Annotated in this window: 14 protein-coding genes; 4 read left to right on the top strand and 10 right to left on the bottom strand. The window is 60.1% G+C overall.

Features of this window, described 5'->3' with window-relative positions:
- Positions 1-13: 13 nt before the first annotated feature.
- The 5 genes from ERE07_RS10945 to ERE07_RS10925 all read right to left on the bottom strand — a co-directional run bounded on the left by ERE07_RS10945 (position 14) and on the right by ERE07_RS10925 (position 4,467).
- Positions 14-739, bottom strand: a complete 726-nt coding sequence (locus ERE07_RS10945) for an amino acid ABC transporter ATP-binding protein (protein WP_130008855.1) — start codon at positions 737-739, stop codon at positions 14-16.
- Entirely contained in the window at positions 732-1,412 is a 681-nt protein-coding gene (locus ERE07_RS10940) for an ABC transporter permease subunit (protein WP_130008854.1), read from the bottom strand. Before ERE07_RS10940 ends, ERE07_RS10945 begins: the two co-directional genes overlap by 8 nt.
- A 1-nt stretch (position 1,413) precedes the next feature.
- Positions 1,414-2,151, bottom strand: a complete 738-nt coding sequence (locus ERE07_RS10935; RefSeq protein ID WP_130008853.1) for an amino acid ABC transporter permease — start codon at positions 2,149-2,151, stop codon at positions 1,414-1,416.
- Between the two features lie 70 nt (positions 2,152-2,221).
- Positions 2,222-3,148 carry a glutamate/aspartate ABC transporter substrate-binding protein gene (locus ERE07_RS10930; RefSeq protein WP_130008852.1) on the bottom strand — a complete coding sequence of 309 codons (927 nt, stop codon included), beginning with the start codon at positions 3,146-3,148 and terminating at the stop codon, positions 2,222-2,224.
- Between the two features lie 29 nt (positions 3,149-3,177).
- Positions 3,178-4,467: a hypothetical protein gene (locus ERE07_RS10925; protein ID WP_130008851.1), complete on the bottom strand. Its 1,290-nt coding sequence runs from the start codon at positions 4,465-4,467 to the stop codon at positions 3,178-3,180.
- Between the two features lie 221 nt (positions 4,468-4,688).
- Here ERE07_RS10925 and ERE07_RS10920 point away from each other — a divergent pair, with 221 nt between their 5' ends.
- Positions 4,689-5,585 (top strand): LysR family transcriptional regulator, encoded by an 897-nt coding sequence (locus tag ERE07_RS10920; protein ID WP_130008850.1) that lies wholly within the window; start codon positions 4,689-4,691, stop codon positions 5,583-5,585.
- A gap of 60 nt (positions 5,586-5,645) precedes the next feature.
- Here the strand turns inward: ERE07_RS10920 and ERE07_RS10915 are convergent, their stop codons facing one another.
- Positions 5,646-6,173 carry a YqaA family protein gene (locus ERE07_RS10915; RefSeq protein WP_130008849.1) on the bottom strand — a complete coding sequence of 176 codons (528 nt, stop codon included), beginning with the start codon at positions 6,171-6,173 and terminating at the stop codon, positions 5,646-5,648.
- Positions 6,174-6,307: 134 nt separating this feature from the next.
- On the opposite strand from ERE07_RS10915, the gene ilvA reads away from it, so the two are divergent.
- Positions 6,308-7,816: a threonine ammonia-lyase, biosynthetic gene (ilvA, locus tag ERE07_RS10910; protein WP_130008848.1), complete on the top strand. Its 1,509-nt coding sequence runs from the start codon at positions 6,308-6,310 to the stop codon at positions 7,814-7,816.
- 47 nt (positions 7,817-7,863) lie between these two features.
- Here ilvA and ERE07_RS10905 read toward each other — a convergent pair whose 3' ends face one another.
- The 4 genes from ERE07_RS10905 to phoB all read right to left on the bottom strand — a co-directional run bounded on the left by ERE07_RS10905 (position 7,864) and on the right by phoB (position 11,827).
- A complete protein-coding gene (locus ERE07_RS10905) occupies positions 7,864-8,865 on the bottom strand; it encodes a 5-oxoprolinase subunit C family protein (RefSeq protein WP_130008847.1) in 1,002 nt (333 codons plus the stop codon).
- Complete coding sequence (gene pxpB, locus ERE07_RS10900) at positions 8,862-9,614, bottom strand: 5-oxoprolinase subunit PxpB (protein ID WP_130008846.1); 753 nt, start codon at positions 9,612-9,614, stop codon at positions 8,862-8,864. The genes ERE07_RS10905 and pxpB overlap by 4 nt, the downstream gene beginning before the upstream one ends.
- Positions 9,615-9,753: 139 nt before the next feature.
- Entirely contained in the window at positions 9,754-11,049 is a 1,296-nt protein-coding gene (phoR, locus tag ERE07_RS10895) for a phosphate regulon sensor histidine kinase PhoR (protein ID WP_130008845.1), read from the bottom strand.
- A gap of 76 nt (positions 11,050-11,125) precedes the next feature.
- Positions 11,126-11,827, bottom strand: coding sequence for a phosphate regulon transcriptional regulator PhoB (phoB, locus tag ERE07_RS10890; protein ID WP_130008844.1), 702 nt, complete (start codon positions 11,825-11,827; stop codon positions 11,126-11,128).
- Between the two features lie 213 nt (positions 11,828-12,040).
- Here phoB and ubiE point away from each other — a divergent pair, with 213 nt between their 5' ends.
- Positions 12,041-12,826 carry a bifunctional demethylmenaquinone methyltransferase/2-methoxy-6-polyprenyl-1,4-benzoquinol methylase UbiE gene (gene ubiE / locus ERE07_RS10885; protein WP_130008843.1) on the top strand — a complete coding sequence of 262 codons (786 nt, stop codon included), beginning with the start codon at positions 12,041-12,043 and terminating at the stop codon, positions 12,824-12,826.
- Between the two features lie 207 nt (positions 12,827-13,033).
- A complete protein-coding gene (locus tag ERE07_RS10880; protein WP_209021136.1) occupies positions 13,034-14,017 on the top strand; it encodes a Tim44 domain-containing protein in 984 nt (327 codons plus the stop codon).
- Positions 14,018-14,052 lie beyond the last annotated feature (35 nt).

Here is a 14,052-nt window from a genome sequence, read left to right as displayed (position 1 = left end):
TTCTGCAGAGCGCTCAGGGCAATACCTTTTCCAGAAAGTCGCGGGCGCGATCGGATTTGGGCGCGGAAAAGAACGCCTCGGTATTGTCGGTTTCGACAATGGTGCCGGCATCCATGAACACGACCTTGTCGGCGACTTTCTTGGCAAAGCCCATTTCGTGGGTGACGCACAGCATCGTCATGCCTTCCTGAGCGAGTTCCACCATGACGGCAAGCACCTCGTTGATCATTTCGGGATCCAGCGCCGAGGTGGGCTCGTCGAACAGCATGACCTCGGGATCCATGGACAGCGATCGCGCGATCGCGACCCGCTGCTGTTGGCCACCCGAAAGCTGGCTGGGATGCTTGTGCGCATGGTCCTGCAGGCCTACCCGTTCAAGCAGCGCCAGCCCCTTCTTTTTTGCCTCGCCGGCATTGCGGCCCAAGACCTTTTCCTGCGCAATGGTGAGGTTCTCGAGCACAGACAAATGAGGGAAAAGCTCAAAGTGCTGAAATACCATCCCGATATGCTTGCGCAGTTCGGACAGCTTCATCTCGCCGCTATGAATGGATTTTCCCTTGAACAGGATATCGCCTTCCTGAAAATCCTCCAGGCCGTTGATGAGCTTGATCAGGGTGGATTTTCCGGAGCCCGACGGGCCGCAAAAGACCACGACCTCGCCCTGTCCGACCGAGGCGCTACAGTCCTGGAGCGCCTGAAACTTGCCATACCATTTGGAAACGTTCTTGATTTCAATCATATTGCGTCCTTTGCTGAACCATTTTGACCAGGATGCTCAGTGTCGAGCAGATGACCCAATAGACCAGGCCGGCAAAAAGCAGCATCTGGATCAGCGTGCCGTCGCGCTCGCCAATACTCACGGCATTGCGGAAAAAGTCCCCCAGCGCGATCACATAGACCAGGGATGTGTCCTGAAAGATCACAATGCATTGCGTCAGCATGATGGGCAGCATGGCTTTGAAGGCCTGGGGCAGAATGATGTAGCGCATGGTCTGGTAAGGCGTCATGCCCAGTGACCGGGCGGCGTAGAACTGGCCGCGCGACAATCCCAGGATACCCGCGCGGATGATTTCGGCGAAGAATGCGGCTTCGAGCAGCGAGAAGGCCACCATGGCCGACACCAGCCGAATATCCACGCTGGGCGACAGGTCAAATACCGATTTCAGGACCTGCGGCACGATCAGGAAGAACCACAGCAGCAGCATGACCAGCGGTATGGATCTGAACAGCGAGACATAAGACTGGGCAAATATGTTCAGCAGTTTGACCTTGGAGACCGCAAACAGCGCCAGCACCGTGCCCCAGGCAATGCCGCAGGCAATGGCCACCAGCGTTACCTGCAGCGTGATCCATGCGCCGGTGATCAGGATCTGGCGCGAATCGAACAGGGCGTTCAAGTCGAATTCGAACATGTCAGTCTCCCATCAGCCCGGGCAGGCTGGTGCGTTTTCTGATCCAGCCCATAAAGTGAAGAATCAGAAAGTTCATGAGTACGTAGGCGAGTGTGACAACGATGAAAGACTCGTACGGCTGTGCGGTGTAGTCCACCAGTTGGCGTGCTTGTCCGCTGAGTTCGAGCAGCCCTATCGTGGACGCCACGGCCGAGTTCTTGGAGATGATCAGGAATTCGGAGGTCAGCGGCGGCAGGATGTGGCGGAAAACTTGCGGAAGAATGATGTAGCGGTAGGTCTGGAGCAGCGAAAAACCCATCGCCAGGCCGGCGCTGCGCTGGCCGCGCGGCAAGGCGCGTATGCCCGCACGCAATTGTTCGCAGATGCGCGAGCCGGTATAGATGCCCAGCGCAAAGACTGAGACAATGAAAAACTGCAGATTGGGCGCGATGCCTTTGATCCAGTCTCCCACTGGCGTAGGCAGCAATTCCGGCACCACGAAATACCAGATAAAAAACTGTACGATCAGCGGGATATTGCGAAAAACGGAAACATAGGTCGTGCCGATTGCCCGTGCCGCTGCGGGCGGGAGCGTGCGCAATATGCCAAAGAAGGTGCCGGCGACCAGTGCCAGAATCCAGGCGCATACCGTCAGCGCAAAGGTGGTGGCAAAGCCGGTGCCGATCCAGCCCATATAGGTGGAGGGCTCACCGGTCGCGACCGGCTGCACGAGAACCTCCCAGTTCCAGTTGTAGTTCATAATTTGCCCTTCAGAGGCACAGGTAAAGCGCCCCGGCATTCCGGGGCCTGCAGAGACGGACAGCGCGGCATCAAGGCGTGATCTTGTCGTTCGGGTTGGCGAACAGCGCCTTCATGGCATCGGACATCGGAAAGTCCAGGTTCAGTTGCTTGGGCGGAATGGGGCTCATGAACCATTTGTTGTAAATGGCCTGCGCCTCTCCGGACGTCTGGGCCGTGGCAATGACATCATCGAGCAGGGCCTTCATCTGCGTGTCGCCCTTGCGGACCATACACCCATACACTTCAAACGACTGCGGTGTTCCTGTGATGACGTAGTCCTTGGGATCGCGTGTCTTGGCCCGTTCGCCCGCCAGCAGTGCATCATCCATCATCATGGCCTTGGCGCGCCCGGTGGAGAGCGTTAAAAAGGACTCCGAATGATCTTTTGCGCTGATGATCCGCATGCCGAGGCTTTTATCGACATTCAGCTTGCGCAGCAGAATCTCTGATGTCGTTCCCGCGCCGACGACCACATTGGTATTCTTGAGATCGTCAAAATCGGCGATGCCCGAATCCTTTTTGGTGAGCAGTCGGGTGCCGATCACGAAAATGCTGTTGGAGAAATCCACCTGCTTTTCACGGGATTCATTGTGTGTCGTGGTGGTGCATTCAAAATCGAAGGTACCGTTCTGCAACAGCGATATGCGGTTTTGTGAGGTAATAGGCAGCTTCCGGACTTTCAGGTCCGGCATGTCCAGTTCCTTCTTGATCCGTTCGAGCACCAGATTGGTGTAGTCGATCGAATAGCCGATGGGCTGCTTGGCATCGTCGTAATAAGAGAAAGGAATGGAAGACTCGCGGTAGCCGAGCACAACTACGCCCTCGTCCTTGATTTTCTTGAGCGTGCCGGTCAATTCCGGCGTGCTGGCCAGCGCCGTGCCCGAAAAAGCCAGAAGGCCTGCCGCCAACAAGGCGGCCTGAAGGGTGGCGCTGCGGTTGAGGAACTTTATAGTCATGATGTCTCCAGTGTCACGTCGCCTCAGGATCAGGCCTGATTGACGAGGGTTGTTACGTCGATGATGTACATCTGACGCTCATGTTCGTGCACCGAATCGATGCACACCAGATTGCCGTCGCGGCTCCAGCGCGGATGCAGGTCGCAGCGGTTTTCTTTTCGAAGATTAGGATCGGTATAAAAGCTGCCCAGGTCGTAGCGCACATCGTTGTCGCAGTCGTACATGATGAGCACGCGCTCGTTGGTGTCGGGGTCAGGGTAGGTATCCGTAAGCAGCCATCGCTTGTTGACCGGCGAGAATGTCATGTGCCCGTTTTCGGTCAGGATGCCTTCGCCAATGACACGGGCCTGTGCATGGTCGTCGTCTGTATACAGGTGATAATGAATGCTGCCATGATGTGGCCCCCAGACGATGATGTGCTCATTATCCTGCCAGAGGGGATGCGAAATCTGATACTCGGATTTTTCGTAGTCGTAGGTGCCGACCGCATTGGGGTCGAAATCAGCGGCCAGTTGCGGCAAGGGATGGTCCGAGCATTCCAGCAGTCGCAGATTGCTGCCATCCGGATCCATGGTGATCAGGCGATGCAGAAAGCAGGTCTCGTCTTCGACGCGTTCTGTCCAGCGATGCAAAAACAGAATACGACTGGACGCCGGGTTGATCTCGATATGGCTGACCCAGTGGATCGCCTTGTCCATGGAGGCGCGGTGATGAAACTGCTTGAGCTGGTCATAGCTCACCAGCAGGCGTGTTTCCCCGGTTTTCAGGTCGACCGAATGGATGCCGTCATCGGCCGGGCAGCGCGGCATGTCCGTGCGCTTGCCGCCCGCTTCGGCATAGCCGATTGTTTCGTGGGTGATATAGAGCCGGCTGTAGTCCACCGTCACGGCGTACCGGCTGTTGGGCGCCGCCACATAGATGGGCGTGTCCAGATAGCGGGTTTGTCCTGTGGCGACGTCGTGGATGGCTGAACCAAAGCCGGGGTAGAGACCGTTCTTGCTGTCTCGCCGCACGTTGTAGATGAATTGCAGTCCCGCTTCGCCATCCAGCCATTGCAATTGGCAGCCCATTTGCCAGTTCCACGCCGTGGTCGTGCCACAGCTGTGGTAACGATTGTCATCCTGCAGGTCGAAATAGCCCACTTCCGCCACCAGTTCGGGCGTGATGTCCGCATCCATCATGGCGACGCGGTTGCCCAGCACATAGCGATCGCTTTTGTCCCAAACGGTTTTGTCGTAGTACCCGAAGAAATAGTGTTTGTCGTCGCGGCCCAGGCGGCGAACAGGGCAAGGGTGCGAAACAGAATGTGCGTGACTCATGGATGTCTGGAAGAGATGGCCTCGCTGCCGAGGCGGGATTGCGGTCTGGTGCGATCTTCCGGCGGGGGCCGGGATGCTCGCCTGGATGGGTTGACGAGGGGATTATAGAAAGCGCACTCAATACAAGATAATTCTTTTTTAGCGCCTCTCTATTCAGTTTCGATATACTGTACGCCAACGACGCACTAACATTACGACGCATACACTCTGGCCTGCCGCTCATGCCCCGCCCTCTGAACTTCCAGCAAATCCAGGCATTCAAGACTGTCATGGAAACCGGCACCACCACCAAGGCCGCGTTGGCCCTGAATACCACGCAGCCTTCGATCAGCCGCCGCCTGTCCGAACTGCAGAGCGCGACCGGGCTGCAATTATTTGATCTGTACAACGGGCGGCTCAGGCCTACACGCGAGGGCAGCCAGCTCTACCAGTCTGTGCGCAAGCACTTCGACGGCCTCGAAAAAATCGAATCTGCCGTGCAGATACTGCGTAAATCAGGTACGGGCGTACTTCGCATCGGCAGCACCCCTACGCTGGCCGCCGGCTTGCTGCCGGACATCATCGCGCGCTTCATGCATCAGCATCCTGGGGTCTACGTCAATCTGCAAACCCTGGGCACGCCCCAACTGACCGAATACTTGCGCCAGGATTTGCTGGATTTTGTGCTGACCACCGGCACCATCGAGCAGAACGATATCGTGTCGTCCCGGCTGATGCGCGCCAATGCGGTGTGCGTCGTACCGCGCGAACACGCGCTGGCAAAGGTGGATTATGTCGACCTGGAAAGCCTGCACACGCACAAGCTCTTGCTGCTCAACGATACCGACGACATCATTCTGGCCATGCGCGCGCTGCTGCGCGATCGCCAGTATCCGGACGACATTGCCATCGAGACCAACTCTTCCATTACGATCTGCTCGCTGGTTGCCGCGGGGGTGGGGGTAGGGGTGGTCAATCCATTTGTCGCCAACAGTTTTGCCGACAGGCTGGCCATTAAACAGCTGCGGCCGCACATCGGGATGCAGGTCACCTTGGCGCGTTCCGTGACACTGGCGCCCTCTTTGCTGGCCAATCGCTTTGTCCAGCAGTTGCAGGAATCGGTGCGGCGCGCGCCTTAGGCGGTGATCCACCCGGCTGCCTGCGGGCGGCGGCTGAACCGGCCAGGATGCCAGGCCGGTTCAGCCGCTCAGTTGCCCGGGAAACATCCACAGCAGTCCGGCCGTCATCAAAAAGTAGCGGAGAAACTTGCCGATGGCAATGTAGACCATGCTGCGCCAAAACGGCATGCGCAGCCAGCCGGCAACGGCGCAAAGGGGATCGCCCACCACGGGCAGCCAGGAAAACAGCAGGGCGGGCGGCCCCATGCGATGCAGCCAGTAGCTGACATAGTCATGCCAGCGCCCCCCCGCTTTGGTGCGGGGGTGATAAGGATGTTTTTCTCGCCAGCGCCCATAGGCCTTCTCGGCAGCCAGGCCCATGGCATAGCTGATGGCCGCGCCTGCGGTGTTGCCGACGGTGGCGACCAGGACTGCGGGCCAGAACATGGCCGGTTCCAGCTTTACGTAGGCGAACACGGCGGGTTCGGACCCGAGCGGGAGCAGGGTGGCGGACACCAGGCTGACCACGAAAATGGCGCTCAGGCCCACACTGGGCAGAGCGAGGGCGGCGAGCAGCCAGTGAATAGAGGTATGCAGCCATGCTTCCATAGCGCGCAAGTGTAATGGTATTCTGTTTGTTTGTTGCCAAATTGTTGTCACAGTGGCCGCAACAATTCTCGTATCGTCAGCGCCGGTTACCCTGCCCCCGCTTTTTTCCGCCCGTTTTCACATCGCCCTCGTTCATGTCAACCGACTATCTCAAGCGCATACTGACCTCCAAGGTGTATGACGTCGCCATCGAATCCGCCCTCGAATCCGCCTCCCAGGTTTCATCCCATATCGGCAACACCGTACTGCTCAAGCGCGAAGACACCCAGCCCGTCTTCAGCTTCAAGCTGCGCGGCGCCTATAACAAGATGGCCAGTCTCGCCCCTGCGGAACTCAAGCGTGGCGTGATAGCGGCCTCGGCCGGGAACCATGCGCAGGGCGTTGCGCTGGCGGCCAAGCGGCTGGGGTGCAGGGCGGTCATTGTCATGCCGGTCACAACGCCGCAGGTCAAGGTCGACGCAGTCCGCGGCCTGGGCGGCGAGGTTGTGCTGATCGGCGACAGCTTTTCCGATTCTGCCGAGCACGCGCGCGAGCTCGAAAAAAAGGAAAAACTCACCTTTGTGCATCCCTTCGACGATCCCGACGTCATCGCGGGCCAGGGCACGGTTGGCATGGAAATCCTGCGCCAGCACCCTGATCCCATCGACGCGATCTTCGTGGCCATTGGCGGTGGCGGCCTGATCAGCGGCGTGGCGGCCTATGTCAAGCAGTTGCGGCCCGACATCAAGGTCATCGGTGTTCAAACAGTGGATTCCGACGCCATGGTACGCAGTGTCAAGGCGGGCCGGCGCGTCACGCTCAATGATGTAGGCCTGTTTTCCGACGGCACCGCAGTCAAGCAGGTCGGGCTGGAAACCTTCAAGCTGGTGCGGGAATACGTCGATGATTTCGTGCTGGTGGATACCGATGCCATTTGTGCCGCCATCAAGGATGTTTTCCAGGATACGCGCAGCGTGCTCGAGCCTGCGGGCGCGCTGGCGCTGGCGGGCGCCAAGCGGTATGCGGCAGACAACGCCTGGAAGGGAAAAACCATGGTCGCGATCACCTCGGGTGCCAACATGAACTTCGATCGCCTGCGCTTCGTGGCCGATCGCGCCGATGTCGGCCAGGCCCGCGAAGCCGTCTTTGCATTGACGATTCCCGAAAAACGCGGCAGCTTCCTGCGCCTGTGCGAGGCGGTGGGCAACCGCAGCGTGACCGAGTTCAATTACCGTATTTCCGACGCCGAGACCGCACATGTGTTTGTCGGCCTGCAAATCAGCTCCACGGCCGAGCAGGAGCGTCTGGCCAATTCCTTCCGTAAAAAGGGCTTCCCCACGCTGGATCTTTCCGGCAACGAGATGGCCAAGACGCATTTGCGCTACATGGTAGGCGGGCGCTCCGAACTGGCCGAGCACGAAATGCTGTTCCGCTTCGAGTTTCCTGAACGGCCAGGCGCACTCACCCGTTTCCTGGGCGCGATGAATCCCAACTGGAACATCAGCCTCTTCCATTACCGCAATCAGGGCGATGACTACGGCCGCATCCTGGTCGGCATCCAGGTGCCGCCGGCTGACAAAAAGGTCTTCAAGGCTTTTCTGGATGGCTTGGGCTACCCCTACTGGAACGAATCCGATAACCCGGCTTATCGGCTATTTCTTTGATTCGTTTTGCGCCGCCCATCGCAACTGGGGTCGGCGCGCCTGCGCGCCTAGCGGGCGATGGCCGCCGCCAGTGCCTTGCGTAGCGGGGCCAGGCTGTCGTGCAGCTGGATAAACGCCTGCTCGCGCTGCATGTCCAGCGCTTGCGCCTGATCCAGCGAAATCTCCGAAAACGACAGCGTATCGCCCGGCATGCTTTGGGCCACCCTGGGAAGGTCTACCGAGGCGATATGGCCGATCTTGGCGTAGCCGCCCGTTGTTTGCCTGTCGGCCATCAGAATGATGGGCTGGCCATCTGCCGGCACCTGGATGCTGCCTGGGCTGGTGGCTTCGGAGAGCAACTGCACGGGTTCGCGCAATGACAGGGCCGGCCCCTGCAGCCGGTAGCCCATGCGATCAGAATCGGTGCTTACGCGAAATGCCTCCGAAAACAGTGCGTGCAGGGCCTGTTTGGTGAACAGGCCGGTATGGGTGCTGCGAAGAACGCGCAGCGTGCTGCGCTGCTGCAAGCTGAGGGTGGTGGGCAGGTAGATGCGAATATTCCACAATGCGTCTTCCAGCGCTTTCAGGTCGGCTGAGGCCAGCACCGAGTTCAGCGCCAGGGTGTCGCCTTTACGCAGTGCGCGTCCTTCCAGCCCGCCGAAGCCGCCGCGCAAATAGGTGCTGCGACTGTGCAGCACGCTTGGCAGCGACACGCCGCCGTGGACCGCGAGATAGGCCCTGAGGCCCGACTGGCGGGGTCCGAAAGCCAGCCTGTCGCCCGGGCGCACGATCAAGGGGCGGTGGTTGGCAACAGGCTGGCCATTCACCGAGGGCGCCAGATCGGCGCCGCTCAAGGCGATGCAGGCCGGCGTGTCGAATTGCAGCGTCGGCCCCCCAAAAGTGATTTCCAGCGTGGCCTGGTCGTGAGGATTGCCCACCAGCAGATTGGCCAGTCGGTGTGCCCGATTGTCCATGGCGCCGCTCACCGGGATGCCCAGATGCTGCTGGCCGTGGCGACCCATGTCCTGGAACGTCGACAGCAGACCGGGCTTGATCACCTGGATGCTCATGCCCGTGCTCCAAGCAGCCGTTCGTACTCCGCTGCCGTGATGGGTATGAAGCGGATGCTGTCGCCCGGCGCCAGCAGCGTGGCAGGCTCCCGGCCCGGATCGAACAGCACGACGGGGGTTGCGCCGATGATGTGCCAGCCGCCAGGCGAGGCATTGGGATAAATCATGGTCTGCCGGTTGGCTATGGCCACAGAGCCGGCCGGTAGTCGTGTGCGCGGCGTGCTGCGGCGGCCAATGTCCAGCTTTTCATCATGAACGCCAATATAGGGCGCACCAGGGGCAAAACCCAGCATGAACACATAGGCGGTTTGCTGGCTGTGCAGACGGATGACGTCGGCTGGATCGATGCCGCAGTGCTGCGCGACGTGGGTCAAGTCTGGGCCGTAGTCATCCCCATAGCAGACAGGGATATCCACGATGCGGGCGGGGGCGATGTCTTCGGCGTTGTGCCGCAGGGTGTCCAGCACCGCCTCGATGCGCGCGGCGAGAAGCGCATGAGGCATTTCAGGGCTGTCCTGAAGTGAGCCTGCGGCCGTCAGGTTTGGCTGATAGTGCACGGCGACTGCGTTGAAGGTGGGCACGACATCCGTGATGCCCTCTATCTCTGCCCGCCTCAGCGCGGCGGCCGCTCGGGCGCATTGCCGGCCTGTGTCGATACTCATGCCGCGCCCAAAGCCGATCTCCAGGCAGCGATCGCCTTGTGCTTCGATCGTCCAGCGAAGTGTTGGGCCGTCGGCGGAACCGGGCATGAGGGGCAGTCTCCGTATCGTTTCAGGGGCGTTTGTGACGCCTGTTGTCGCGGCTGGCAGGCGTGCGCTTCGGGGTATTTTAGGTCAGAGACATAATACCCGCGCCGCAACGATTTGGGCTGGGTGTCGACACGGGCGCTTATTCGCTGCTGGCGACGCGCGCGGGTGGGAACACCAGGGAAAACAGGCTGCCTGCCCCGAAACGGCTCTGGATGCGCAGTTCGGCGTTGTGACGCATGGCGACGTGTTTCGTGATCGCCAGGCCAAGTCCGGTGCCGCCGGTAGCGCGGGAACGACCTCGATCCACTCTGTAAAAACGCTCTGTCAGGCGGGGAATATCCTGGCTGGCGATGCCGATGCCGGTGTCCTGCACGGAATAACAGGCGTGGCCGTCTTCGGTGAGATACCAACTGACCGTAATGGTGCCGTCCTTGGGGGTGTAGCGGATGGCGTTGGTCAGCAGGTTGGAGATGGCGGACGCCAGTTCTGTGGCGCTGCCCGTCACGCAAAGGTCTTCGGTAATGTGCTCGACGAAAACATGCTGGTCGTTGGACAGCACACGGCTTTGCTGCAGGGCAGTGTGGATGACCTGGCTCATGCGTACGGATTCGCCTTGTGCGCCAGGCGAGGATTCGAGTGTCGACAGGGTGAGCAGATCCGCCACAATGGCCTGCATGCGATGGGCCTGCTCCAGCATCAGGGTATGGTAGCGGTGTTTTTGTTCTTCGCTGAACGACTCGGGCGGCATGTCGCGCAAGGTTTCAAGAAAGCCCGACAACACGGTGAGCGGGGTGCGCAACTCGTGCGAAACATTGGCCACGAAGTCTTTGCGGGTCGTCTCGAGTTTCTCGACCTGGGTCACGTCGCGCGTGACCAGCAGATACTGGCCGACACCGTAGCGGGTAAGCTGGACCAGCAGGGTTTTGTCCTGGTCATCGGTGTTCAAGTGCAGCAGCAGCGGTGCAGGCCAGGTTTCCTGCTGTGCATAGCGCGCGAATTCCGGCGCCCGCAGAATGTTCAGGATGCTGTGCGAGCGGTCTTTTTCGAGATTGAGCCCGATATGGTCGCTGGCCATCTGGTTGCACCAGGTCAGCTGCATGGAGTCGTCCAGGGTCAGCGCGCCGTCCGGCAGGGCTTCAGCCGCCAGCATGATGCCATCGACATGGTGATTGAGATGGTCGATCTCTTGTTTGTCTTTGCGCAGCTTGCGGTAGATAGGCGCCAGGATTTCATCCCAGGGGCCCACCGAAGGGGGCGGGGGTTGATCGATATCCTTGACCCATCTGGCAATACGCGACAATTGCAGGCCGCTTGTGAGCACCATGGCCAGCAGGCCAAGGGAAAACACCGCCCATCCTGTGCTCACACCCAGCCACGCACCGATTATCCAGCCCAGCAGCGCCCATGCGCCGATTGAAATAAGGGTTTTGGTCATAGGGTGGAAATTCCGGCGATTCAATGGTTTGTCCTGGCCAGGACATTGTTCGGATGATAGGAGGGTAAGGGCGTGCTCAAGCCTGCTTCGTGGGCCTGGCCGTAAAGCGGTAGCCGGCGCCGCGCACAGTTTCGATGTGATTTTCGTGCTCGGTGGGCTCCAGCGCCTTGCGCAGGCGACGGATATGAACATCGACCGTGCGCTCCTCGACGAAGACATGGTCGCCCCATACCTGGTCCAGCAGTTGTGCACGGGAAAACACACGTTCTGTGTGTGTCATGAAAAAATGCAGCAGGCGGAATTCGGTAGGGCCCAGCGATAACGCATGCTCGTTTCCTGTCACGCGGTGAGTGCTGGGATCCAGGCGCAGCGTGCCAATCGTGATGAGGTCGTCGGTGAGCTGAGGCGCGCGGCGGCGCAGCACCGCCTTGATGCGGGCAATCAGCTCCTTGGGAGAAAACGGCTTGGTGATGTAGTCGTCGGCACCCGCCTCAAGCCCGTCAACCTTGTCATGCTCGGCGCCCTTGGCCGTGAGCATGATGACGGGCACCTGGCGGGTACGTTCGTCCGATCGCAGCGTTTTGGCCAGCGTGATGCCCGATGCGCCGGGCAGCATCCAGTCCAGCAGAATCAGATCAGGCAATTCCGCGCGTATCAGTGTTTGCGCCTGCTCGGCGTCGAATGCGCGCAGTACTTTGTGCCCTGCAAAAGACAGATTGACGGAAATCAGCTCCTGGATGGCTGGTTCGTCTTCCACGACTAAGATGGTTGTGCTCATAGGGGGAAATGATGATCGCTGTTGTCCATGGGGGTGATCATATGGCGCAAATATGTCAGGTTTGTGAAAATCATAGGTCATCTTCGTTTGCCTTGTATCACGTCCTGGCCCGGGCCGGGGGATGCGGGCGCAATAAACACGTTGGGCTTGCCGCTTGCTGGCGCGTGCTTCGTAGCCTGTGGCTCAACCAGAATGATGTACGATAGGCGGATCATGCAAAATACCGATATTCCCTCTTCGTCGGCCCCCGAACGCGACAGCGGCGACACCAGCACCCATTTTGGCTTTTCGTCTGTGCCAGAGCGCGAAAAGGCCGGCAAAGTCGCCGAGGTCTTCCATTCCGTAGCGGGGCGCTACGACGTGATGAACGACCTCATGTCCGCTGGCCTGCATCGCGTCTGGAAGGCCTTTACGATAGGGCGGGCAAATGTGCGTCCGGGCATGAAAGTGCTGGATATCGCGGGGGGCACGGGCGATCTGGCGCGTGCTTTCGCCAGGCGCGCAGGCCCGTCCGGCGAGGTCTGGCTGACAGATATCAACGATTCCATGCTGCGGGTGGGGCGCGATCGCCTGACCGATCTCGGCCTGTTGTTGCCTGTGGCCGTGTGCGATGCCGAAAAGCTGCCGTTTCCGTCTGGTTATTTCGATCGCGTCAGCGTGGCGTTTGGCCTCAGGAACATGACGCACAAGGATCAGGCCCTTGCCGAAATGCGCCGCGTGCTCAAGCCCGGCGGCAAGCTGCTGGTGCTCGAGTTCTCGCGGATTGCCAAGCCCCTTGCGCCCGCCTACGACTGGTATTCCTTCAATGTACTGCCCTGGCTGGGCCGGAAAGTCGCTGGCGACGAGCACAGCTACCGTTATCTGGCCGAATCCATACGCATGCATCCGGACCAGGCCACCCTGGCCGGCATGCTCGAAGAAGCCGGCCTTGCGCGGGTCCGCTATTTCAATCTGAGCGCGGGGCTCGTGGCGCTGCACGAAGGCGTTTACCTTGGCTGACCCCTGCGCTGCGCAATCCTGACCCGACCGGTAACGCATTGAAAGGCATTGCGCAGGGAGCGCGCGCAATGTTTTTTTATGCGGCAACCGCCAGATTATGATAATGTTCAGCTTCCAGTAAGAATTGTTATCCATCTCTGCGCAGGGCATGTTCCTGCGCTTCTTTATCAAGCTCCCGCGCCTTCGCAGCGCGGGACACAGGAGCAAATCATGACCCATCGAGGTTCCCGACTGCTAGCCATGTTCGTACTGGCCATTGCGGCCGGCGCCATGCTTGCTGCGCCATTCGATGCAGAAGCTCGCCGCATGGGCGGCGGCAAGAGCTTTGGCCGCCAATCGTCCAACATCACTCAGCAACGCCAGGCTGTCACGCCGCCCGCAGCCAGCACAACGCCTCGCACCGCCGCGCCAGCGGCAGGCGCGGCCACAGCCGGCGCGGCCAAGGCAGCAACCGCCCGCAGTGGCATGTCCCGCTGGCTTGGCCCGATTGCGGGCATTGCCGCCGGCCTGGGTATTGCCGCGTTGCTCTCGAGCCTTGGCCTGTCAGGCGCATTTCTCGAATTCATGTCCAGCCTGCTGCTGATCGGTCTGGTCGTTTTCGCTGTCATTTTCCTTGTACGCAAGCTGCGTGGCGGCGCGGCGCGCCCAGCCCTGCAAACAGGGGGCGCAAGCCCAATGCGTCGCCAGGCAGAGCCTGCGCAGCCTACCTGGCAGCGTCAGCATGCCGGTCCGGCCGCGGCGCCTGCCGCGGCGTCGGTTGGCGTTGCGCCGGCCGCCGTGCCCGCGCCACCCGTCGACAAATCCTGGTTTATCCCCGGCGATTTCGACACAGCGTCGTTCCTGGCCAATGCCAAGTCCCGTTTCATCGAAATCCAGGCGGTGTGGGACAGCGGCGATATCGAAAAGCTGCGTGAATTCATGACAGACGACCTGGTCGCCGAGGTCAAGCCCGAAATCCTCCAGCGCGCGGGCGCCAATGTCACCGAAGTCGTACTGCTCAATGCCGAATTGCTGGGCATAGAAGCCGTGTCGGGTGGCCATCTGGCCAGCGTCCGCTATTCCGGCATGCTGCGCGAAGCGCCGGATACCGAGGCATTCCGTTTCGAAGAGGTCTGGAACCTCTACAAGGCGGATGATGCAGGCTGGCTGTTGGCAGGCATACAGCAGATCCCGCTGGATTACGCCAGCTAAGTCTTCAAACATGCGTGGTTGGCGCCCTCACGGGC

Origin of the sequence: Allopusillimonas ginsengisoli (assembly GCF_004153455.1) — a bacterium.
Taxonomy (GTDB): Bacteria; Pseudomonadota; Gammaproteobacteria; order Burkholderiales; family Burkholderiaceae_B; genus Allopusillimonas; species Allopusillimonas ginsengisoli.
This window is presented reverse-complemented; position numbering and strand designations above follow the sequence as displayed.

What these genes read in the sequence shown, in the direction of transcription:
- ERE07_RS10935 (WP_130008853.1), bottom strand. Translation starts at nt 2,151, where the DNA reads ATGAACTACAACTGGAACTGGGAGGTTCTCGTGCAGCCGGTCGCGACC.
- ERE07_RS10905 (WP_130008847.1), bottom strand. Translation starts at nt 8,865, where the DNA reads ATGAGCATCCAGGTGATCAAGCCCGGTCTGCTGTCGACGTTCCAGGAC.
- ilvA (WP_130008848.1), top strand. Translation starts at nt 6,308, where the DNA reads ATGTCAACCGACTATCTCAAGCGCATACTGACCTCCAAGGTGTATGAC.
- ERE07_RS10920 (WP_130008850.1), top strand. Translation starts at nt 4,689, where the DNA reads ATGCCCCGCCCTCTGAACTTCCAGCAAATCCAGGCATTCAAGACTGTC.
- ERE07_RS10930 (WP_130008852.1), bottom strand. Translation starts at nt 3,148, where the DNA reads ATGACTATAAAGTTCCTCAACCGCAGCGCCACCCTTCAGGCCGCCTTG.
- phoB (WP_130008844.1), bottom strand. Translation starts at nt 11,827, where the DNA reads ATGAGCACAACCATCTTAGTCGTGGAAGACGAACCAGCCATCCAGGAG.
- ubiE (WP_130008843.1), top strand. Translation starts at nt 12,041, where the DNA reads ATGCAAAATACCGATATTCCCTCTTCGTCGGCCCCCGAACGCGACAGC.
- ERE07_RS10915 (WP_130008849.1), bottom strand. Translation starts at nt 6,173, where the DNA reads ATGGAAGCATGGCTGCATACCTCTATTCACTGGCTGCTCGCCGCCCTC.
- phoR (WP_130008845.1), bottom strand. Translation starts at nt 11,049, where the DNA reads ATGACCAAAACCCTTATTTCAATCGGCGCATGGGCGCTGCTGGGCTGG.
- ERE07_RS10940 (WP_130008854.1), bottom strand. Translation starts at nt 1,412, where the DNA reads ATGTTCGAATTCGACTTGAACGCCCTGTTCGATTCGCGCCAGATCCTG.
- ERE07_RS10945 (WP_130008855.1), bottom strand. Translation starts at nt 739, where the DNA reads ATGATTGAAATCAAGAACGTTTCCAAATGGTATGGCAAGTTTCAGGCG.
- ERE07_RS10925 (WP_130008851.1), bottom strand. Translation starts at nt 4,467, where the DNA reads ATGAGTCACGCACATTCTGTTTCGCACCCTTGCCCTGTTCGCCGCCTG.
- pxpB (WP_130008846.1), bottom strand. Translation starts at nt 9,614, where the DNA reads ATGCCCGGTTCCGCCGACGGCCCAACACTTCGCTGGACGATCGAAGCA.